Origin of the sequence: Tetragenococcus muriaticus DSM 15685, from assembly GCF_000423785.1 — a bacterium.
GTDB classification, from domain to species: domain Bacteria; phylum Bacillota; class Bacilli; order Lactobacillales; family Enterococcaceae; genus Tetragenococcus; species Tetragenococcus muriaticus.
Genome location: NZ_AUIQ01000001.1, coordinates 104,471 through 126,803, shown reverse-complemented (window position 1 = coordinate 126,803; position 22,333 = coordinate 104,471). Strand labels below are relative to the sequence as shown.

Here is a 22,333-nt window from a genome sequence, read left to right as displayed (position 1 = left end):
CGCTAAATAACGTATTCTGTTGTTATTTAGCGTATTCTCTTTGTTTAGTTAGATTATTTAAATAAAGCTTTGACTTCTAAATAATCTTCTAAACCATACAAGCCGTTTTCACGACCAAGACCTGATTGTTTGTATCCGCCAAATGGAGCTTTTGGTGTACGTGAGCCGCCATTTATAGCGACATTTCCTGTTCTTAATTGACGAGCAACTTCCATGGCTTCTTTTTCTGGCCCTACTACACCGCCAGATAAACCATAAGAAGAATCGTTAGCAATTTTAACAGCTTCTTCTTGTGTGTCATAAGTGATAACGACTAGAACAGGGCCAAAAATTTCTTCTTGAGCAATTGTCATGTCGTTAGTAACGTCTGTAAACACAGTTGGTTCGACAAAATATCCTTTACGGTTGAGACGGTTGCCACCAACAAGTACGTTAGCTCCTTCGTCCACACCTTTTTGGATATATTCCAAGACTGTATCCATTTGTTCTTTGGAAACCATAGGACCTACTCGGGTATCTTTTTCAGTAGGATCGCCCACTTTTACATCTTTATAGTAATCCTTGATGACTTCTTTTGTTCTTTCAAGTTCATCTTTGGGTACTAATAGACGAGTTAAAGCCGAGCATGTTTGACCTTGGTTGTCTAAAACAGTACTTGCAGCTGATTCAACGGCTAATTGTAAATCGCCGCCTTTAAGATAAATCATTGGGGATTTACCACCTAATTCAAGCACTAATTTTTTCACTGTCGTTGCTGCATTTTTATATAAACCTTTACCAACTTCAGTTGAACCAGTAAAGGAAACAACAGATACATCTGGATGTTGTGTTAAATAGTCGCCTGTATCTCCGCCACTACCTGTAACTAAGTTGAAAACACCTGCAGGTAAACCTGCTTCTTCAATGGTTTCAGCGTAAATAATAGCTGTAAGTGGCGTATTTGATGCTGGATTTACTACTACAGTGTTTCCAGCTAGTAAAGCTGGCGTAATTTTACGTTGTATTTGGTTCATTGGAAAGTTCCAAGGAGTTACACAACCAACCACACCGTAGCCTTCTTTAATAATAGTTGCGTTATCAAGCTCTTCTTCAAAACTAAAGTTCTTAAACGCGTCTAAAGTTCCACGGATTTCTTTTAATGACATCGGTACTTGTCCTTTATCTGCGAAAGCTTTAGAAGTACCTAGTTCTTCTACCATGGTAACGGATTTCTTTTAATGACATCGGTACTTGTCCTTTATCTGCGAAAGCTTTAGAAGTACCTAGTTCTTCTACCATGGTATCGGCAATTTCATCTTGGCGTTTTTCAATGCCGTCAGCAATTTTTTCAATATATTTAGCGCGTGTTTCAGGAGAAGTGTTATTCCATTGATCAAAAGCAGCTTTAGCAGATGCTACTGCTTGGTCAACATCTTGATGAGAAGCTTTGACTACTTTTGCAATAACTTCTTCATTGGCAGTGTTTATAATATCAGAGTAATCATTTGATTGCGCATCTTGCCATTGACCGTTATAAAATAATTTGTCATAAGTTTGCATAAACAGTTCCTCCTTGCTTTTTTAGCTATCTTTCAAGCTCTAATGCAATTGTAGCAAAGCACAAAAAGCGCTTCAAATATTTCGGCTTGCCCCTAAGTTTACTTTTATTGATCTACAGGTGATAATTCATCTTCTGTAACCCATTTATGGTTTACAAATTCTTTACTGCCATCATTAGGTTCAAAATTAATCATATAAGCAGGACCTTCATGAATTCCCGTAATTTCAGCATTTTGTCCTTGCATTCCTTCCATATGATCGCTTGAATCTTGCATTTCGCTCATTTCTGTACTTGCAGTTGAACTATTTTGTCCTTCTGTCGTATCTTCATTATTACTACAAGCTCCTAAAAGAAATACTGTCGATAAAAGTGTAATAAAGCTAAGACTTTTTAATTTCAATCATGCCATCTCCTTAGGTTGATATTTAAAACTAAGTTCAATATAACACTTTCGTTTACATATGTAAATTTTAAGATGTTCTTAGCTTAATTTTTATTCTCCAAGTAGCGACCCATTAGTTCCATATGATGCATGACAGAAGCTTTGCGCATAACGCCCATGCCGGGAAACTTTTGTTGTTTAGCATAATCTAACAATAAAGCTAATCCTTTTGTTAAATTTTCTTGAGATAAAACTTTTTGCCATGCGTAAACCTCTTGCATTAATTCTAAAAATTTTTCTTTTTGAGTAGCCGGTTCTTCTGTAGATAAAAAATGATGAATACGTAATTGCTCTTTAGAAAAATATAGCAAATGTAGACTTAACAAATTTGATGGGTAACTTTTTTCGTAATAAATACGACTATCGATCGAAAAATCACTAAAACCGAAAAAGCCCCTTTGTTTATAAGATAAATGGTCTATAGAAAATAATTCATCCCTACACATTTTATAAAAACTTAATTTAGGTAAACGCGTGAAATAGTCCTGCGAGATAATTTTATCCCCTATGACTTTATTTAGTAGGCGAAATTCTGGAGGGATGAAAACTGGTTTTTGGTTACCTGTCCAATCACTACTTAAAGCAACAGAAGGTTGATCAATGATTAGTAGTTCAGCAGATGAGTTCATTGACTCTAAGGGTTGATCTACTAATAATGCTTTTCTCGCCGGAATTTCTTGTAAGGAATTGCCAGCATTGTGTGTATTAAACTCTCCTAGTTGTGGGTTTTGCACTAAATAAAAAGGATGTTGCTTTTTTTGCGCATAAGTTAAAAGTTTATGTAGAGTAGCTGTATTTTTAATAGGCTCAATGATAGGAATTACTTTTTTAGATAATCTATCATTTTCTAAAAGAGCGCGTAACGCCAAAAGATCGAACTGTTTTCCTCTAAAATAAGGATAATACATTAGTTTCTATGCTCCTTATCCAATTTTTGTTCTAATTGAAAATAAGCTTCTCGAGTAGCCTCTAGTTCTTCTTTTAAAGCTTCAATTGCTTGATTTTGCGTATCTTCAATAAAGCGGTCATAGTAGTTAGCCCCGCCTCCAAATAAATCATATTCTGGTTGGCGTTTTTTTAATTCTTTATATACTTGTTTGGTGCTAAATGTGTGTAAACCTCGTGCAGTTTGTTTGGCCTTTCCTACTTCTCTTGCTTGAGAAGAAATTAAGTGATAAAGCAGTTCATCTTCGTTTACTTGTAACAGCTGCCTTTGAGGCTTTTTTTCAGTAATAAAAAACCCAGAAAGGGGCAAATCTTCACTGATATAAGGATGGTAGACTAAAACACCAATATGAGAGGGAATTTCTTCTTTTACACTTATATAAAGCTGCTCAGGTAGGACAAAATAGTTGTAGTGACCAATAAATGAAAGCTTAGCTGAAGAACGAAAATCTGCTTTACTGACTTTTAATTCATAACAACGCCACTCGAATTGTTGTTTATTATCCAAACGACAACCAAGTGTGTCTACAATTCCTTGTTCATCAGGTGTGGTAACTTCTTCAATAGCAATAAATCCATTTTCACGAAGAAAGTAATATAATGTTTCCTCCATTTGAGTGGTTAAAGATGTTTTCATTTTCTTACTCCTTTGTACTTATCTCCCATTAGTATAAAACTTCCACTGTTAAAGGAAAAGTCTTTTAGTTAAAATGCAAGCTAAACTAAATAAACATTAAAAATTTTGTTATAATAAAAATTAAGTATATATAAAGGAGGACATGAATTTGCGTATTTTACTTGTAGGAGCAAGCGGTACGATCGGTCAGTTGGTCACCCACCGCCTTTTAGCTAGAAATCATGAGATAATTACTGCAGGACGTTTTAGTGGGGATATCCATGTCGATTTAACTTCAAAAGAAAGTATAGAAAATTTATTTAAAAAAGCTGGAGCTGTTGATGCCATTATCAGCACAGCTGGTGCGGCTGAATTTGCCCCCGTACACTCATTAACACCAGAAATCAATCAAACAGCTGTGCTTAGTAAACTACTAGGTCAAATAAATTTAGCTTTAGTGGGCCAACACTATTTATATGAAAATGGAAGCATAACACTAATTACTGGGATTATGAAAGATGATCCTATTCCTGGAGGTGCTTCTGCAGCTATGGCCAATGGCGGTGTGGCTGCTTTTGTAAAATCAGCTGCTATTGACTTAAAAAATGGACAGCGCATTAATTGTGTAAGTCCTAATATTTTAGAAGAATCCATGGAAGATTATGGCGAATCTTTTATTGGTTTTACACCCGTTTCCGGCAAAGAGGTAGCCAATGCTTTTTTAAAAAGTGTTGAAGGCAAGCAAACAGGTCAAGAATATAAAGTTTATTAGAAATAAACAAAACCACTTACTAGTCAAAAAAGAAAGCTAGTAAGTGGTTTTATTACTCAGAAGAATAATTTTACATTTTTTCAGGAGTTTTTAATAAGTAACGACAAGTTACCACTGCCGTAAAGGGTAATACTAAAGCTACGCTAATACTCGATAGCACGATGACGGCAAATTCAAAAACAAAAGCCTTGGAGTTAATCATTTCATACCAAGGAATAGCCAAATCTTGGTACCAAAAAATCAAAGCCAGACCAGTACTAATAAAGGCAAATAACAAGGTGTTTACGGTAGAATTCAAGATATTTTTAACTACTGCCATACTAGAAGAAAACAACATTTTCCTATCAATTTTTTGATAGCGACGCTCAAAAATTTCTGACGTTGCACTGGCGATGGACATGCTGCCGTCAATGAGCGCTCCTGATACGCCAATTAAGATCACAGAAACACTAAGTTGTGAAAAAGAAATCGGGACATTCAAGTTTAATGCGGCTAGTTCTTCTAATTCCTGGGAAGAAAATCCTGAAATAGATAATTTTTGAATTAAAGGTATAAAAACTAAGGATAAAATTATTAGGAATAAAACCAAGCTGTAAAAAGCCGCTTTTGTCTTTTCATTCCAACCATTAACGTATCCTAAAGTGATTAGACTGTTTAATAAAATATAACTAAGTGCCGCGATATAAACGGGGATTCCTTGATGTAAAAAAAAGATTAAAAGGAAAAATAAGAGTATGTTCATAAACAAGCCACTTAGTACATAAAATGAAGATCGGCCTAAAATAAGAACTAAAAGTAGGATGAACACAATCAATAGACTTGTAATGACATTCATTGTTTTGCCCCCTTCCGGTTAAATTGAAAGAAAAGAAGGGAAAATGGAATGGAAAGTAAAATACCAAATCCTCCACATAACACACGTACAAATTCTATAGATAGTAGCATACTAACTGTTTGCGCAAAAGGCCAGCCATTATGAAGATAAATTAGCATCATTGGAATAGCACTACTAAAATAAGAACATATTAGTACATTGACCATTGTTGAACTAATGTCTTCTCCGACCTTTTTTCCTGAGTGAATAAGTTGGTTTAATGTAACGATCGGATTTTTAGCTTCAATTTCTTCTAAAGTAGAAACCACCGAAACAACTGTATCTAACGAAGCACCAATAGCTCCTACTAGTAAGCCAGATAAAAAGATCGGTCGATAAGGACGTGTTAAAGCTCCCATGTCTTCAAAACGCAATCCTTCATCATTAAAAATCTCCATTGCAATAAAACAAATAAAAAAAGCACTAAAAACGGTCAAAAGCGTTGCAAAAAACTTCTGCAAACTATCCTTTTTAATGCCGTCAATAAGAAATAAGGTGATAGCAATCGATAAGACCGTATAAATAGCTGTAAAAATTACTAGTGAAATATTCGTATAGCTGCGATAAACAGCGACAATTAAAAATAAAGCAGCGCTATTTAAAATAACGCTAATAAACGTGGTTACCCCTGTTTTTCCTCCAATAAAAATGAGAGTGAATAATAAGAAAGCAACCATAAAGAACACGAAGCCATCGCGCTTTTTCTCCTCAGCTTGTCCTTGGGAATAAAAAACTTGTTCTCCTTCAGAAAAATGAGTGGTATCTAGCTCATTATTACGGTATTTAGCTGTGAGATGGACCGACTCCCCTTTATCTTGTCCATTCATTTTAGTTGCTTGAATATCTTGTTGTTGATCATTTATTTCAATTTGATCAATTTTTGCCAAAGGCTGACTATATAAAGTGCCGCTTGTTAACTGTATGCCAAAGCTTATAAGGACACAAAAAACAAAGCAAATAATGGCACTGATCGCTTTTTTACTCATTGTTTGTCTCCTATCATTTATTCGTTCAATCACTTATGTTAAACGAACAAAATTTGCAATACAAGATTTCCTATAGTTATTTTAAGAAAAAATAACTAACTAAGCTTCCAATTTATTATTCCTTGCTTAAAGCTTCCAATGCTAGATCATTCAAAAAATGCAAGGGTAAGGATAGTTTAGGATTAAAATAAAAATCCATAGTAGCTATTTGCTGTAAACTTGCTTGCATAGTAATTAAAGCGGAAATCGTATTAATAATTTCTAAACTCTCGGGGCTATTTGTTACCAATTGGGCGCCTCTAATTTGTTTACTTTCTTGATCAAAAACAAGTCTTAACGTTAGTTCAAATCCATCTTCTTTGGCAAAAAGTTGTTTCTGTGTGTATGTTTTTGTAATTGAGGAAGTTTGAAATCCATGGTATAAAGCTTCTGTTTTATTAATACCAGAGCTAGCTAAATAAAACCCAAAAAGTTTACTTACAACAGTTCTTTGGACCTTTGAAAAAGGAATTTTTTCTTTCATGAAGATATTTGAAGCAGCAACAATACCTGTACGATAAGCATTTGTGACTAACGGAAGGTACATCGCAGAAGCTGAATCATTGAAATCAATGGAAATCAGATCTCCTACTGCGTAAATAAAAGGATCAGAAGTTTGTAGATATTGATCCGTACAAACCGCGCCGTCTTGGTTAATTGTTAAGGTATCTGCGACCAAATTCACATTAGGACGTGGATTAATTGCAAATACGACTTCATCGCAAACTAGAGTATCTTTATTAGATAAAATAACCTCTTTCTCCTGTTTTTGCTCATTTAAATTTATTTTTTCAACACTATTATTTAAAAATATATGAACATTTTCAGGGAAGCTTTCTATTAACTTTTGTGTCATCTCTTTATCAAAATAGCGAAATAATACACTATCCATACGTTCGACTATATAGATTTCTTTTTGATATTTTGCTAAGGTGTTAGCTAATTCAAGTCCAATTAACCCTGCTCCGATAATCGTGACTATTTTAGCTGATTGAAGATGAGTCATTGCTTGTTTTGCTTGAGGAAGGGTCTTGTAATTAATCATTTCTTGACTAGACTGTAAGGGAAAATCTGTTTGATATTGACTTGAGCCCATCGCTAATATTAAATAGCCATAAGAAATGTTCTCTTTGGCCTTTTGCTCGGAGGAAGAAGAAACTATCACTTGTTTCTGTTCATTTTGGATGGTTATTGCCTCTGTATTTAAGTAAACGTTAATACCTTCTGCTGACAACTGGGTAGTACTATAAGTTTTTGCTTCTGTTAGATTACTAATAATACCTTCCAAGTAAAGATTCAAACCGCTTCCCACATAACCTAAAATGTTCGAACGTTCAATAATGAATACTTCTATGTTTGCGTCCATTTTTTTTAAACGTCTAGCGGCTGCAATTCCTGCATGAGATCCACCGATAATTACTACTCGCATTTTTGCCGTCCCTCCTACTTTTCTTGGATGATTTTTTGAACTGCGTCTTTTAATCGTTGTGCCTCAAATGAAGATAAAACTCCTGTTAAAAGATAACTTTGTGTATATGAAAGCGATTGTAGACCTGAGACATCCTTAGCAACCAACAAATCGTAGTTCCGCTTTTTGGCTTTTTTTATGGTGATGTTTGCCATACCTGCCAGAGACTGTTTAATAAAACGCATGATCTCTTCTGCTTCTAATGATCCATCGTCTATTACACCAATCAGTACTTCTTTTTGCAGCCGTCTTTGATAAATATCGTAAATGAGCCCATAAGAAGCATCAAGCATTACCCATTGCGAATGTGAAATCTTGCGCGTTAGGCTTTTTTCCACAATAGACATGCATTGATTCATAGTATTAGGGTCAATATCTGATAACAGTAAGGCATGATTTTCATTGGGATGAATCTCTCCTTTGTAAAAGGTAATTTTTACATGATTTTGTAAAAGAAAACTAGTAAAGGTTGGATCATACGCTTTTTTCTGAGTAATTGTTTGATAGATTTTTTGATTAATTGTTAAAAAATAATGTAGAAAAGAAGAATTTTGCCACCATTTATTTTCTTGTGGTAAAAGCCCTTCACTAATAAAAAAAAGATATAAATGGACAGCTTCATTATCTGCCCCAGGCAGAGCAAAACGACTCAAAAAGCGCATCAAGATATTTTTTAACTCTTGATAAAAAGGATCTTTTTCAATTTCTTGCATCATATTTTTATCTATTTCATTTTTTATTATTTGACGATAATCAAGGCGACGCTGCATGACATGTAGCTGTAAGCTTAACATTTGTTCTTGTTTTTGACTCAAATGAAGTTGAAAATCATTTTTAATAACATTGATTAAATGATTGAGTGAATCTTTCGTATTTAGATACGTTAAATGGTCACTAGGTACAGCCTTATAAAATAATTGAAAATAGAAACGTTGAATTTGTAATTGGCGTCCTATTAACTTTTTATTTCTAAATTGAATATCAAATTCAGCTAACATACGATTGATTATTTTTAAACGTCTGAAAATGGAAGCTTCGCTCAAATTATTTTTTTGGGCTAATTTCGTGATAGATATTTCTTTCTCATAAAACAAACTTGTTAGTAACTTATAATTTAAAGATTGTTCTAAATATGTATAGAAAAAATGTTTAACTGAAAAGTTGGAAGGTAGAACTAATAGAAAAGTATCGCTATTTTTTTTACTAAGTTAGCTTTATTATTAAAATTGCGCAAGTTCGTATAAAGCACACTTAAGGCTTTTTGTAAGGTAGGATAAGAAACATCGATAGATTGATTCAACTCTTTTACCCTTGCCGTGGGGCCATTTTGCAAAAAATAATCCATTACTTTCATCTGTACTTTATGGTCTTTATCAAGCAGATCAAGCAATTGCATCTTTTTCACCTCACTTCGTTAATCGTTTAGCTGTTATAATAAAGTAGTTCAAAAATATAAGAAGTTGTATTGATCATTTTCCTTTGATCCTGAAATAGTTCCTTTCTCTTTTTTTGAATTTGTTCAGCCGTTAATTCATCAGTAAAATATAAAGCAAAGAAGTCAGCGGAAATGTTTTCGTTTACAGTATAGTAAAAGCGTTTCGTATGAAAAGATGGAACTAACCAGCTTTTATAAACGTTCATCCAGTCCAATTCGTTAGGCTTACCATATAGTTCTTCTTCAATAGGAGTAAACAATTGATCTGTTTCTTCTACTAGACGTAAGATGCAAACGTAATTTTTAGCGATGCGTCCCATTTCTTCTAGTTGTTCAACTGAGTCAAGCGCAGGATTCATTGCACTAAAGACTAGATCAAAACTGTTATCTTTGGTTTTAGCTAAAAAACTTTGTTGGCTACTTTCGACAAAAGAAACACAAGGAGAAGTATATATATTAGCCGCTAATTGTAACATTTCTGGTGAGATATCTACCAATACATAATGCTGGATATATGGAAGAAAATCAGAAATATACTTCCCACTACCCCCAGCTAAATCTAAGAAGCGCCCTTGTGGTAATATATTTTGCTCTTTTAGAAAACGAACAACATCTTTTTGAATAGACAGCTTAGATTCAGCTTGGATTTTTGTATATTCTTCAGCAAAATCATCCCAAAATTGTTTGATTTCGTTTAAATCTTTACGCATAGCATTCTCCTTAATTTATGAATGAAAAAAGTCTGGAAAATTCTCCAGACTTTCTATCTAATCTCGAACAATTAAAGGAACAAAAAATGGATAATGAGTAAAAAAATCCAAAATAGAACGACGTCGGCTATTTGAATCAACAAATAGTTGCGTACGATTTTGTTTTGCGTGAATATACACTTTTTGTTCCTGATTTAATTTCACTTGATAATCAGCTTGACCAATTTTATCAAAGTCGTATTCTGTGGAATCCATTGTTGTAATAAAAATATTATCTAGAATGCGAGTTTCTAGTGGAAATTCGCTCTCCAAATTCACTTCAAGAGCTCTTGTATTATCTAAAAGATTAGGAGCTACTGAAAATCCAAGCTGTTTAAAGTTAGCTAATAAGCGATTTAGATCATAATTAATTAAGGATAGTTGGTTACGAGAAAATACTTTTTCTGAATACCATAGACGGATCAATTCTAATACTTGACTTTCGTCTACTGTAGCTGTCATCTCTTGTAAATCCAACAAAATTAAGGGCATAAAATTTGCTGTAAAACGTGAATCAATGACATTCATCTTAAAATTCAAAGCCAATTCTCTCTTATCGGTCAGCTGGTATTTAATCAAGAAATATTTAGCTTGCCAAATATTATATGTCTCTGTTTGCTTTAAAGTTGCGTCTTTTAGCGGTTGTAATAATTCGTAAGTAAGATAAGCTAATAAACTTGTCTTAGCAACAGTCGAGATAGCGGCATCAGTGATGATTAAACGACGGTATTCTCTTAATAAGTCAGAAAAATTATCTTCTAATAAAGTTTTGCGCAGTCTTAGATCAGCCAATTCTTTTTCGGCTGAAGCAATCCATGAAACAATTTCGGCATGATTCTGTGCTTTTTCTTCATAGTAAGCATCGGTCATTTGTTTATTTTGTTGTCTATCTTTTACTTCTTTTGCTTGATTGTCTTTTTCGCTCACGACTGTTTTCCTCCTTTGGCTTTACCTAAATAAGCAGATGGAAAATCTTGAAACTGTTGGTTCATAGCCTTTAAAGAGCCAAAATATTGTTGAATTAAACGAAACTCTTTTGTCACAAGAGCTTGTTTTAAGCGAATCTCATGATGGCTTTTCATCAGCTGTTCTCTTTGTTGATTGGCTTGTGTCTCATCTTCAATATAAGGTAGCCATTCTTTTCTTGTTTTCTCTAATTCTGATAATTTTTTCTCTAATTCTTCTACCTCTCCGTCCGTCTTATTGCGATTAAACAATCCTTTTGTATTTTCTGCAGCAGCTTTTTGATTTTGCGTTTCTTTTATTTGCTCGTCTATGTTTGCTAGTTCTGATTCAGCCGTGATAACTTTTGCATCCAGTTCATCGATTTCTTTTTCGATCTTATTTAAGGCGTCTCGTTTGCCTGGTGCAAATTCCTGCCATTCTTTATCGATGTTTGGCAAAATAAAAATTTCTGGAATACTTGCATCTATCGCAATTGTTGGTCGCTCACGATAGTAATTTCCTAAACGATAGTAATGCAATGTGGGAGAAATTTTTTGCGCATGGTAAATAAAGGGAAAGGCTTGTGTAAAGCTGTCATGAATTTTTTGAGCTAGTAGCTCATCAATTTCATGATGCTTATTAGAGGTTTTCTTCAACTCTTCGTGTAATTTTCCTTTATAGATGCGATAAATTTCAGCAATGTTTTCATTTTTGATGGCTTCTTCAAAGGCTTGTAAATCTTTTAATAAGGAACCGACATTTTGAAATGCAACTTCCTTAATTTCGTTAAAATCCGTATTTTGTAATCCGTCTGTGGCTACTTCACTATTTTCGGTGTCTTTTCTTGCGGACATGGTATAGCCCCCTCTGTTTTTTCTTTTTCTTATTTTATCATGCTTGTTTCAAAAAAGAAGGCTTTTCAACTAGCGTTATAAAAATAATTCTTCTACTTTTTTGCTTTATACGACGCCTTCATTCAAAATGATATCAAAAATAGTCTGGCAATGCTATTTTATTTTTAATTCTTAAGATTCTTTATAGAAAGCGCTCACCTAACAAAGGTAAAGATAATAAAGTAAGAACTTCTCAATAAAAAAGAAGTTCTTACGAATCATTTTATAAGGTATTGATAAGCCCATCGATCCCCATGAGGTATAGGAAAATTTACTTTTCCTCGATAGATAAAACCCGCGTTTTTAATCGCTTTTTGCATTCCAAAGTTTAAAGGATGAGTATCAATACGAATATCGTTAACCCCTTTTTGTTGGCTAACAGTAATTAAATCAACTAACATTTTTCGAGCAATCCCATTCCCTGTTAATCTACTATCAACTACAACACGATGAATTGACACATACTCTTGTGAATCGTACCAATTGCCTTCTGTAATAGCTGTATATACAGGATCAACTCCTGCAAGCAAAGCAGCATAAGCGATCACTTTATCAGTTATTAGCACGTAGGCAACACTATTTTTAATATCTTTTTTAATTTGATCTTGCGTTGGGCCGTAACCGTTTTGCCATTGAGGAGAACCTTGTTTTTTTAATGACTCAATGCCTAGAGCAATGATTTCCATAATTTGACTGACGTCTTGTATTTTGGCTTTTCTAAAAATCATCTTGATCTCCACTTACTCCCCAAATGTTTTTAATTTTCCACGAAATTGTTCAATATTGGTATAACCTTTTGTATTCATAATAGCTTCCAATTCAGAAAGTACTCTATCAAAAACAAGGGGACCTTCTTTATACAATTGGGTGCCAATTTGTAGCATTGAAGCACCACAAAGAATGTGTTCAAAGGCATCTTGTCCAGAAACAATCCCCCCAGTACCAATAATTTGGATTGTGGGATTTAAGCGCTGATAAAAAGCATGTACATTCGCTAAAGCGGTAGGTTTAATATATTCTCCGCCAATCCCTCCGAAGCCTTCTTTGGATTTGATGACTACTTGTTCTTTCTCTGGGTCAATGATTAAACCATTGCCAACAGAATTAATTGCATTTACAAAAACAAGAGGAAACTTATTTAAAATAGTAGCCATCTGATCAAAGTGTGCAGGATCGAAATAAGGAGGTAGTTTGACTCCTAAAGGTTTAGTAAAGAAGGAAAACACTTCTGTTAATATTTTTTCTGTTAATTCAAAGTCATAAGCAACTTGTGGTTTGCCTACTACGTTGGGACAAGATAAATTTAACTCTGTAAACCCATGAAAATCACTATCTTCAAGTTTTTTTAATGTCTCGATATTGTCTTGCATACTCATACTTGCTACTGAAAAAAATACGGGCGTAGAACTCTTTTTTTGATACTTCTGGACATAGTCAAGATAATAATCAAAGCCTAGATTAGGTAAACCCATTGAGTTAATACTACCAAGAGGCGTTTCGTAGTACCTTGGTTCTGAATTTATGTTTACAGATAGTAGATGGCACAGTTATCAACTGCTTGTCACTCCCATTTTCCAGAAATTGCGGCAAGTATTAACCAAAGTTCAATGCCTGAAAAATACTTCTTCGACTGTACTCGATGTAAGTCCAACCCAAATTCCGAATATTTTAAGCCAAGAAATCGTCAACAGATTTTTACGAACGAAAGGAATGATGAGTACTGTATAAGTGATGTAACCAATAGCAATCAGCAAAGTTAATGCCCAACCAGCAAAATCAGTAAACGTATCTGCTCTTAATCCAAGATACTCTGTAATAACTAAGAATTGTTTAGTATAAAGCAAAAAACCAGAACAAGTTTGAAATTTGTTCTGGTTTTTTATGAAAAAGTTAAATAAACAGTACAAGTTTTATAAGGCACAAGTTCATGAGCGAAAAGGTTAAACTTATCTAATTCCTAAAGCAATCCTTGCATAACGACTCATTTTATCCGGCGTCCAAGGCGGATACCACACAAGTTTCACATCCACTTGATTGACTTCTGGAATCTCATTTAATGCTTCATAAATAGATTCAGTCAAAATATCAGCTAAAGGGCACCCCATTGTGGTTAAAGTCATCTGAATTTCTGTATTCCCAGTATCATCATCGAATTCTACTCCATAAATTAAGCCTAGATTCACAATATCAACGCCTAACTCTGGATCAATAACGGTTCCTAATGCCATTAAAACAGTCGCTTTAATTTCGTTAATTTCTTCTTCTGTACGTGACGCGCCCATTTTAATAATATCCCCCTTGCCTATTTTTAAGCAAATCATAACTTGTTTTGCATACTTTGTAAACGCTATTTGTAAATAAACAAACAATTTATACTTTCTATAAAAAAACAGAATTTTTCATAGAATATTTTTAGTAAATAGCTAATCATTAATGAGATTTATAGTTTTGTTAGTTATTAGTCAAACTCTTGCCAAAAGGTTTTTAGTCCTTGTTTGAGTTGCTCTGGTTTATGGCAAATTTCAATATTTTGCCAATGGCTAGGAAATAAGCTTCGATAGATGTTGCTAGTAAACCGTTGATCTAAAAGTAAAACGATTCCTTTGTCATTTGCATCGCGAATGACTCGTCCTGCAGCTTGTAAAACTTTATTCATCCCTGGAAGCTGATAAGCGTATTCAAATCCTTGGCCTTCTTTTGCGTTAAAGTAATCTTTGATTAATTCTTGTTCATGATTTTTTTGTGGTAAACCAACACCCACTACAATGCTGCCGATTAAACGAGTGCCCTTTAAATCGATTCCTTCCGAAAATATCCCTCCTAATACACAAAAACCTACTAACGATTGCTTTGGATTTTCAACAAATTTCGCCAAAAAATCTTCTCTTTCTTGTTCGTTCATTTGCGTATCTTGTAAGACAACATTTATATCAGGAAATCGTTGACGAAAAATTTCATAACAATCGTCCAAATATTTATAAGAAGGGAAAAAGACTAAGTAATTTCCTTTCTTCGTGTAAACAGCATCGGCAATAGCTTGGGCAATTGAGTGATAACTATCTCCCCTTTTTTTATAGGTCGTTTGAATATAACTAGCAATAAATACTTGTTGGTTCTTTGCTGGAAAAGGACTAGGTAAACGATATCTTAATGCTTCCTGATCTCCTCCTAATACTTCTTGATAGTAAGGTAATGGCGTTAGACTAGCAGAAAAGAGCAAACTTGCTTTCGCATTATGAAGCATATTATTTAAAAAATGAGCAGGCGCCATGCAAAATTGTCGAATTTTTATATTATCTCCTATTATTTCAATAGTGCTCTCATAAGTATCATCATAAAAATCACTAATTTTTAAAAAGTGTAATACTTCAAAATAAAGATTTAATATTTCTTCTTGATTTTGGTTTTCAGGGTTAGCCGCTAACCATTCTTTAGCTAATCCGCTAAATCGAAGGAGAAGTTTATTTAACGTTTCCGCTGGAGCTTTTTGATGATGAAATGTCCACCCATTTTGTTGTGCAATCTCTTCAATCGAAGCAAATTCGTTATCAATATCGCGCAAACTCTTTAAGATCTTTTTAGAGTTTTTAGGGAAACTCTTAAGTGCACTTTCAAAAGTGTTTCTTTTGATATCTGCTGAATACATTTCTCGGGAACGATTGACTAAATTATGGGCTTCATCAACTAAAAAATAATAGCTTTCATTGTTATCTTCAAAAAAACGTCTTAGATATACTGTAGGGTCAAATAAATAATTATAATCTGCAATGATTACATCACAAAAAAGACTCACATCAAGCGATAATTCAAATGGAGAGAGTGTATGCTTTTTAGCGTAAGCTTCAATTATAGGTCGAGTGATCTGATTTTCATGATGTAAGATATCCCACACGCCCTCATTCACTCGATCATAGTAACCAATAGCGTAGGGATTATTTTCTGGTGCACTCTCTTGTTCTTCTGGAAATGAAATTTTATCTTTGGCAGTAATTGTAATACTTTTTATTTTAGCACCTTCAGCTGCTAAAGTAGCTAATGCGTCTTCGGCTGCCTGACGTGTGATTGTTTTAGCTGTTAGATAGAACAGCCGATCTGCGTGGTTTTCTCCTAAAGCTTTAAGTGTTGGAAAAAGTGTAGATATAGTTTTGCCCACGCCTGTAGGTGCTTCGACAAATAGTTCTTGTTTAGTACGTAGTGTTTTATACGCTGCACTAGCTAGTTCACGTTGTCCTTTACGAAAAGTTGTATAGGGAAAAGTTATATTTGTTAACGTTGTATTGCGCTTCTGACGCCATTCGGCCTGAAAAACCATCCATTTATGATACTCTTTTAAAAGTTTTTCAAAAAAGTCTTTTAAAAAACACCAATCATATGTACGTTTTTTATATGTTACTTTGTCTTCATTTGTTTGATAGTAGGTTAATCGTACTTGAATGTTAGATAACTCATTTTGCAGACAATAGATATAAGCATATACCTTGGCTTGTGCATAATATAATTCTACTTGAGACTCGTCTAAATCTTCAAAACGTACCTCTGAAGTTTTGATCTCATCAATAACCCATAAGTCTTCTTCTTTAAAAATACCATCGGCGCGACCTTCTACAATAATTTTGTCATTTTCTACCGAAGTTTCTTCTCTTAAGAAAACTTCTTTTTGATAGGTATCCCCTGCCGCTTTTTGCAGCTTACGATGAATCTTCGCTCCTTCTTGAGCTGTATGATTACTAATCGTTCGATTATCTAAATCGCCTTTTCGTAAAATAAACTCAACGAGATTTCTAACAGCAATCTTCCATTGCATGACGACACCTTCCTTTCCAAATCATTATTATAAAATACTTTTTTCCTTTTTAACAGTTCGAAAAAAGAAATTCTTCCTCTTTGTTTGTCCCTATAATTTACGTTATACTTAAGATACTATTCTTTATAAAGGGAGGTTCACTTTTTATGCATGTAGCACGTCTGGTAACAGGTAACATCGAGGAAAATTGCTATCTTATATGGCAAGATCAAACTCTGCTAATTATTGATCCAGGAGCTGATGCAACTACAATTCGACAAAAAATTGAAGAAATAGGCTTAACACCGCTAGCGATTTTACTTACTCATACCCATTATGATCATATTGGCGCGGTGGATGAATTACGTGATAAATATCAAATACCTGTTTATGTAAGCCCCCAAGAAATTGATTGGTTACAACATCCAATATTTAATTTATCTAAGAGTTTTCCAAAAGAAAAACAAGTCATTGTTCGCCCCGCAGAGTATCAATTAGAATTACGTGAGTATACATTAGGTGATATATCTTTTAAAGTCGTTGCTACTCCAGGACACTCGATTGGGAGCGTAAGCTTTGTTTTTTCTGATTTCGTTGTTTCTGGGGATGCCTTATTTAATGGTAGTATTGGACGCACAGATTTATATACAGGCGAATTATCACAGCTATTAGATAGCATTAAATCACAATTATTTATTTTACCTGAACATTATGTCGTTTATCCTGGACATAATCAGACGACAACAATTGGCTATGAGAAGGCAACCAACCCTTTTTTTAATTAATTAATCAAGGAGTGAAGAATATGACAAAAACAGAATTATATGTAGTAAGACATGGAAAAACCATGTTTAATACAGTCCAACGGGTTCAAGGTTGGTGTGATACCCCTCTTACAAAACCAGGGGTCGAAGGAATTCGAAATCTCGGAGCTGGGCTTAAAGATGTTGATTTTAAAGAAGCTTACTCCAGTGATTCAGGACGTGCTATTGAAACAGCGAGACTTATTTTAAGTGAACATCCTCATGGTCCACAAATCCCTTTTCGCATTGATAAACGTATTCGTGAATGGTGCTTTGGCTCGTTAGAAGGCGGTTACGATGCTGAAATGTGGGGAGTTGTTCCTAGAGTTTTAAATTTTAGCAACTACGACGAAATGATTGATAAAGAAACCACTTTTAAAGAAATCTGTGAAGCCATTTATGATGCCGATACGGCTAATTGGGCCGAAACTTATGAAGAGCTAAGTTTTCGTGTTCGTACAGGATTTGAAGACATTGCTCACCGTATAGAAAAAAATGGGGGCGGCAAAGCGCTTGTTGTATCTCACGGATTAACCATTGCCTTTTTATTAAATCTAATTAATGAAGAAAGCGATGTACGTATGGACTTAGCCAATGGTTCTGTTACTCATTTAACCTATGAAGATGGCGAATTTAGTTGCCAATCCATTGGTTCAACAGAGTATATTGAAAAAGGAAAAGAAATAGATAAGGTATAAAAGCAGATAAACTAGCATTAAAATGTCGGTTGCTATATTATATAAAATAACATCCTCTAAGAATTGACAACTAAGTAGCTATTTAGAGGATGTTTTTGTTTTGTGTTTTATTGGACAAAATTCTTTTTTCATTGTTATTGCAAACGACTTATGCTTTATGTATAATAACTATTGTTGAATTATACGTTATTTTCGTATAATATTTTTAACCACGGAGGTGAAATAAATGCCACAAATTAAAGGTTCAATTAAACGAGTTCGCCAAAATTATAAAGTTACTCCTAAAAATTCAGCTCAAGTAAGTGCAATGCGTACTGCAATTAAGCAAGCTAAAGAAGCTGCTAGACAGGACGCTTCAAATAAAGATGAATTATTTAGAAGTGCGGTTAAAAAAATTGATATGGCTGAATCAAAGGGTTTGGTTCATAAAAACAAAGCTGCACGTGATAAATCACGCTTAAGTAAAGTTGCTGCTAAATAATAAAAAAGGATTTGAAGTTTAGAGATAGACTTCAAATCCTTTTTTATTAAGTTTCTTGTAGAAGAAATAATTGGAATAAAAATTCCTTGTCTCTTTGTCCTGACTTTATTTTATAGTCGTTTTCGATAAGTTCATCATATAAACGAGTTAATGTCTGAATATCCATCTTGCGAACTTGTTGAACAGCTAGTTTAACACGATAAGGATGCACGTTTAAGCTTTTGGTAATATTACCTTGCTGGTATCCCAAATTTAATAAAATAGCTGTTTGCAAATAAAGCCGAATCTGACTAATTAAAATCGCATTAATTTTAATGGTTTCTTCTCCTTGAATATGCAAATCTTCATATAGTTCTAACGCTTCTTTTGTTTGTCCTTTTAATAGATAGTTTGTTAAGTCAAAAACATTATCTTCCAATGATTTGGGTACTAATGCTTCTACGTCATTTTTATTAATTTGCTTTGTTTGTGCTGCAAAAAGTTGTAGTTTTTGTAATTCTCCCATTACTTTAGTTAAATTAGCATCTGTCAAACGAATAAATAATTCAAACGCATCTCGACTCATAGTTATGGCTTCGTTATCTAAGGTCTGTTGTAAGAAGCGACGTACCTCTCCTTCATTCATAGGAGCTACATCAATAACTTCAGCGTTTTTTTTCAATTGTTTTGAAATCTTTTTTCGTTCATCTAGCTTTTCATAATTAGCAAAAAACACTAGAATAGTTGAAGTAACTGGATCTTTTAAGTAAGAAATAAGACGATCAAGATCGTGCTCAGGCGCATTCGTCTTTTTTTCGGCAGTTAAAATAAAGGGGGTTTCCACAAAAACTAAGCGGTAATCTCCAAAAAAGGGCATTGATTCTGCCTCATCAATAACGGCATCTACGGAGTCTTCTTCCATATCAAATTCTGCAAAATTTAAATCATCTACATCTAATTGCAAACTTTCAATAAACGCCTGACGAATTTGTTTTTGTAAATATTTCTCCGTTCCCAAAACTAGATAGCTTGCTTTGAAGTCTTGGTCATGTATAGCTTGTAAAGCATTTTGAACATTCATATAATACCCTCTCTTTTTACTTCTTGAAAATATCCTATCACGAAGAAAAAGAGATGGCTAGTCTTCTTTTTGTTTGGTGATTTTCATTTTGGGATTAAAAAACTTCCAAGAATAACGAATCATCCCTTGTTCATCTGTCCGTAAAATTTGTACGTGATTTTCTTTTAAGGTATCGACAACTTCTGCATGGGGATGACCAAACCGGTTATCTATTCCACAAGATATAATCCCATGTTTTGGTTGTAATTGGTCGACAAATGCCGAAGCGGTAGAAGTACGGCTGCCGTGATGTCCTAATTTTAATACATCTGCTTGTAAACTTGGATAATCTTGCATTATCTTTTTTTCACCAGCTTGATCTAAATCACCTGTCATCACAAAATTTGTTCCATAAATGGTAGCACCAACAGCTAACGAATCTTCATTTTCACCTTTTCCAATATGTTCAGGTGCTAGAATATGAAGCTTTAGTTTATCACCGATCTGTGTTTTACTTCCAATTTCTTTAACAGGTATTTTTTTAGAAGTTTTTTTTAGAAGCTTTTTTATATTAGAGCTCTGCAAGCTTCCTTTTCCTAAATAAAGCGCTTTTACATCGAATTCTTCTATTAGTTTTTGTGCATCCCCCATATGGTCCATGTCTCCATGTGTTAAAAATAAACCGTCGACTTTTTTTACGCCTTCCCCTTTTAAATAAGGGATTAATGTATACTCCGCATTTGTACGATACTCCCTGCTTTTCCAATCCTCTTGGAAAAAGTTGACTCTGCCTCCGGTGTCAATAATATATACCTCATGTTTAAGAGGCGTTTGAATCACGATACTATCCCCTTGCCCAACGTCTACAAAGGCAATTGAAGTTTCTAAAGATAATAGTTGAAAGACAATAAGAAAAAAAGTTGGTAAAAACAACCAACGCCTTCGCCAATTTTGATAGATATAAATCCCTGCAATTAAAGAAAATATAGTTAAAATCAGCGGTGGCTGTCCCGTGGTTAAAACAAAATTCTGTGTTAAGTGGAGTAATTGCTCAAAGACCATAATAACTTTTTCTAATAACATTTCCAAAATATTTTCGGATAAACCTATGATTTTTAAAAAGCAAGTAGTAACAAGTAATGGCAAAATAAATTGACTAAACAGTGGAATAGACAAAGCAGTTAATAAACCGCCTAAAAGTGGAATCTCAAAAAACATATACATGAGAAGCGGAGCAGCTAATAGAGTAATTTCTTGGGATTGTAACAGCCGTTGCTTTTGCCCTTTTGGATGGTTTTCCCTAAGTAAAATCACCCAAGACATCCAAAGGGATAAAATCCCAGAAAATTGTAATAAGGTTTTAGGATCAAGTAGCAGTAATAAAAACAACACAAGACTAAAACGATCTAAGCTGGATAAATGAATATTTACTTCATGAAAAATTCGTCGCAAACTATACATTAAAGCGGCACGCCAAACACTAACAGCTTGACCAAAGAGAATGATACTAAAAGCGATGAATAAGAAAAAGAAGATTCCAAATTCACTAAAAGTCAAACGTGTACGACGTAAAAGATAAAAGATCCATCCATAAAATAAATAAACATGCATTCCTGAAATAGTAAAAAGATGTAAAATCCCAGCACTACTATATACTTCTTTTACTTGTTGAAAATTGGTATCTTTATAACCAAAAAGCAAGGAATGTATATATGTTGTCATTTTGGGTGAAAAATTATTTTGCACCCAATCAATACTAAAAGCTCGCCCTTGGCGTAAGTTATCAGATCCACGTAACGGGCGTTTATTTTTTATTTGCTCAATGCGAAATGTAGGCAATTTATGGTTTGAAAAAACAAACCATTTTGCATCGAAACCATGCAAGTTACGCTCTCCCTCTGTTGGTAAAAAAGCTCCTGCCACTTGTAATTCTTTATTCCAATTCTTGCGTTGTTGCCAGTTTTCTTGTTCTTTCTTATTTGTGACTTGATATTGCACATCTGCTTTCCAATCACCTATTTTTCCTGTAAAACTGACAAGATCGCCATTAACTTTAATTGTATCATTATAAATTTTTATTTCTGTTGTGATTGTTTCTTCTGGTGCTGGTGTCTGTGGTAAGGGGTCGCTATAAGCTCTTAGCAATAGAAAAAAACTGCAAAATATTGTTAAAATGCCTAAAACAACTTGTTTTTTATAGCAAAGTAAGAATAAAAAGTAAACACCAACAAATAGTAATATTGGTTGTAAAAGTAAATAAGCATTTAGGAAACTAGCAGCAATGATTATAGGGAAAAGTAGTTGATTTTTCCAAGAAAAATCAAGGCTGTTGCTCATTCAGTTGGCCAAAAGACAATTTTTCAAAGTAATGAGGTTCAAGCGTCACTTGATGAACACTTCCTCCTACTTGTTGAATCAATTCTAATGCGTAAGAGTCATTATGATAGTTATTAAGGTAATGAATTGTTTTCACGCCTGCTTGTAATAATGCTTTCGTACATTGTAAACAAGGAAAATGCGTGACATAAATTTCTGCGCCTTCAGTTGAAATTCCTAATTTAGCGCATTGTAATAAAGCATTCATTTCTGCATGGATTGTACGGATACAATGCCCGTCAACCAGATAACAGCCTTCATCGATACAATGCTTATCTCCAGAAACAGAACCATTATATCCTCCAGCAATAATTCGCCGATCCTTAACTAAACTAGCTCCAACTTCAAGTCGTGTACAAGTACTTCTTAAAGATAAAAGTAAAGACTGAGCCATAAAATATTGATCCCAAGGAATTCGTTTGTCTACCATCATTCTCCTCCTTTTCTTA

General features: G+C 34.0%; 23 protein-coding genes and 2 pseudogenes. 4 read left to right on the top strand and 21 right to left on the bottom strand.

Features of this window, described 5'->3' with window-relative positions; all coding sequences use genetic code 11:
- Positions 1–53: 53 nt before the first annotated feature.
- The 5 genes from G577_RS10810 to G577_RS0100585 form a co-directional block, all read right to left on the bottom strand.
- Positions 54–1,199, bottom strand: coding sequence for an aldehyde dehydrogenase family protein (locus G577_RS10810; RefSeq protein WP_280452569.1), 1,146 nt, complete (start codon positions 1,197–1,199; stop codon positions 54–56).
- On the bottom strand, positions 1,174–1,539 hold the full coding sequence (locus tag G577_RS12560) for an aldehyde dehydrogenase family protein (RefSeq protein ID WP_280452568.1): 366 nt from the start codon (positions 1,537–1,539) through the stop codon (positions 1,174–1,176). The genes G577_RS10810 and G577_RS12560 overlap by 26 nt, the downstream gene beginning before the upstream one ends.
- Before the next feature lie 104 nt (positions 1,540–1,643).
- Positions 1,644–1,940, bottom strand: a complete 297-nt coding sequence (locus G577_RS0100595; protein ID WP_028789461.1) for a YdhK family protein — start codon at positions 1,938–1,940, stop codon at positions 1,644–1,646.
- An 86-nt stretch (positions 1,941–2,026) separates the two neighbouring features.
- A complete protein-coding gene (locus G577_RS0100590; protein ID WP_028789460.1) occupies positions 2,027–2,890 on the bottom strand; it encodes a sce7725 family protein in 864 nt (287 codons plus the stop codon).
- Positions 2,890–3,564, bottom strand: coding sequence for a hypothetical protein (locus G577_RS0100585; RefSeq protein ID WP_028789459.1), 675 nt, complete (start codon positions 3,562–3,564; stop codon positions 2,890–2,892). The genes G577_RS0100590 and G577_RS0100585 overlap by 1 nt, the downstream gene beginning before the upstream one ends.
- A 148-nt stretch (positions 3,565–3,712) precedes the next feature.
- On the opposite strand from G577_RS0100585, the gene G577_RS0100580 reads away from it, so the two are divergent.
- Positions 3,713–4,315, top strand: a complete 603-nt coding sequence (locus G577_RS0100580) for a short chain dehydrogenase (RefSeq protein ID WP_028789458.1) — start codon at positions 3,713–3,715, stop codon at positions 4,313–4,315.
- 70 nt (positions 4,316–4,385) lie between these two features.
- Here the strand turns inward: G577_RS0100580 and G577_RS0100575 are convergent, their stop codons facing one another.
- The 13 genes and pseudogenes from G577_RS0100575 to G577_RS0100520 form a co-directional block, all read right to left on the bottom strand.
- Positions 4,386–5,150 carry a YibE/F family protein gene (locus tag G577_RS0100575; protein WP_028789457.1) on the bottom strand — a complete coding sequence of 255 codons (765 nt, stop codon included), beginning with the start codon at positions 5,148–5,150 and terminating at the stop codon, positions 4,386–4,388.
- A complete protein-coding gene (locus tag G577_RS0100570) occupies positions 5,147–6,175 on the bottom strand; it encodes a YibE/F family protein (protein WP_028789456.1) in 1,029 nt (342 codons plus the stop codon). Before G577_RS0100570 ends, G577_RS0100575 begins: the two co-directional genes overlap by 4 nt.
- Before the next feature lie 115 nt (positions 6,176–6,290).
- Positions 6,291–7,643 (bottom strand): FAD-dependent oxidoreductase, encoded by a 1,353-nt coding sequence (locus G577_RS0100565; protein ID WP_028789455.1) that lies wholly within the window; start codon positions 7,641–7,643, stop codon positions 6,291–6,293.
- A 14-nt stretch (positions 7,644–7,657) separates the two neighbouring features.
- Positions 7,658–8,833, bottom strand: a pseudogene (locus G577_RS10805) (helix-turn-helix domain-containing protein); the annotation flags it as partial.
- A gap of 23 nt (positions 8,834–8,856) precedes the next feature.
- A complete protein-coding gene (locus G577_RS11585) occupies positions 8,857–9,078 on the bottom strand; it encodes a hypothetical protein (RefSeq protein ID WP_028789453.1) in 222 nt (73 codons plus the stop codon).
- A gap of 26 nt (positions 9,079–9,104) precedes the next feature.
- Entirely contained in the window at positions 9,105–9,827 is a 723-nt protein-coding gene (locus G577_RS0100550) for a class I SAM-dependent methyltransferase (protein ID WP_028789452.1), read from the bottom strand.
- A gap of 57 nt (positions 9,828–9,884) precedes the next feature.
- Positions 9,885–10,793: a hypothetical protein gene (locus G577_RS10800; RefSeq protein WP_038026137.1), complete on the bottom strand. Its 909-nt coding sequence runs from the start codon at positions 10,791–10,793 to the stop codon at positions 9,885–9,887.
- A complete protein-coding gene (locus G577_RS0100540; RefSeq protein WP_028789451.1) occupies positions 10,790–11,665 on the bottom strand; it encodes a hypothetical protein in 876 nt (291 codons plus the stop codon). The genes G577_RS10800 and G577_RS0100540 overlap by 4 nt, the downstream gene beginning before the upstream one ends.
- A 257-nt stretch (positions 11,666–11,922) precedes the next feature.
- On the bottom strand, positions 11,923–12,432 hold the full coding sequence (locus tag G577_RS0100535) for a GNAT family N-acetyltransferase (protein ID WP_028789450.1): 510 nt from the start codon (positions 12,430–12,432) through the stop codon (positions 11,923–11,925).
- A 12-nt stretch (positions 12,433–12,444) separates the two neighbouring features.
- A pseudogene (locus G577_RS10795) lies at positions 12,445–13,224 on the bottom strand (dihydroorotate oxidase); the annotation flags it as partial.
- An 84-nt stretch (positions 13,225–13,308) separates the two neighbouring features.
- On the bottom strand, positions 13,309–13,548 hold the full coding sequence (locus G577_RS12130) for a hypothetical protein (RefSeq protein ID WP_038023236.1): 240 nt from the start codon (positions 13,546–13,548) through the stop codon (positions 13,309–13,311).
- A 102-nt stretch (positions 13,549–13,650) separates the two neighbouring features.
- Positions 13,651–13,986: a metal-sulfur cluster assembly factor gene (locus G577_RS0100525; RefSeq protein ID WP_028789449.1), complete on the bottom strand. Its 336-nt coding sequence runs from the start codon at positions 13,984–13,986 to the stop codon at positions 13,651–13,653.
- 176 nt (positions 13,987–14,162) lie between these two features.
- A complete protein-coding gene (locus G577_RS0100520) occupies positions 14,163–16,508 on the bottom strand; it encodes a helicase C-terminal domain-containing protein (protein WP_028789448.1) in 2,346 nt (781 codons plus the stop codon).
- A 146-nt stretch (positions 16,509–16,654) separates the two neighbouring features.
- Between G577_RS0100520 and G577_RS0100515 the strand changes: the two genes are divergently transcribed.
- The 3 genes from G577_RS0100515 (at position 16,655) to rpsT (ending at position 18,469) form a co-directional block, all read left to right on the top strand.
- Positions 16,655–17,272, top strand: a complete 618-nt coding sequence (locus G577_RS0100515; RefSeq protein ID WP_028789447.1) for an MBL fold metallo-hydrolase — start codon at positions 16,655–16,657, stop codon at positions 17,270–17,272.
- Between the two features lie 20 nt (positions 17,273–17,292).
- The gene (locus G577_RS0100510; protein ID WP_028789446.1) at positions 17,293–17,988 is read left to right on the top strand and encodes a histidine phosphatase family protein; all 696 of its coding nucleotides are present in this window, start codon (positions 17,293–17,295) and stop codon (positions 17,986–17,988) included.
- 226 nt (positions 17,989–18,214) lie between these two features.
- Entirely contained in the window at positions 18,215–18,469 is a 255-nt protein-coding gene (gene rpsT, locus G577_RS0100505) for a 30S ribosomal protein S20 (protein ID WP_028789445.1), read from the top strand.
- A 46-nt stretch (positions 18,470–18,515) separates the two neighbouring features.
- Here the strand turns inward: rpsT and holA are convergent, their stop codons facing one another.
- Genes holA through G577_RS0100490 form a run of 3 tightly spaced genes read right to left on the bottom strand, consistent with a single transcriptional unit; the run spans position 18,516 to position 22,314 of the window.
- Positions 18,516–19,529 (bottom strand): DNA polymerase III subunit delta, encoded by a 1,014-nt coding sequence (gene holA, locus G577_RS0100500; RefSeq protein ID WP_028789444.1) that lies wholly within the window; start codon positions 19,527–19,529, stop codon positions 18,516–18,518.
- Between the two features lie 57 nt (positions 19,530–19,586).
- Positions 19,587–21,845, bottom strand: coding sequence for a DNA internalization-related competence protein ComEC/Rec2 (locus tag G577_RS0100495; RefSeq protein WP_028789443.1), 2,259 nt, complete (start codon positions 21,843–21,845; stop codon positions 19,587–19,589).
- Positions 21,829–22,314: a ComE operon protein 2 gene (locus G577_RS0100490; protein ID WP_028789442.1), complete on the bottom strand. Its 486-nt coding sequence runs from the start codon at positions 22,312–22,314 to the stop codon at positions 21,829–21,831. The genes G577_RS0100495 and G577_RS0100490 overlap by 17 nt, the downstream gene beginning before the upstream one ends.
- Positions 22,315–22,333: the final 19 nt, after the last annotated feature.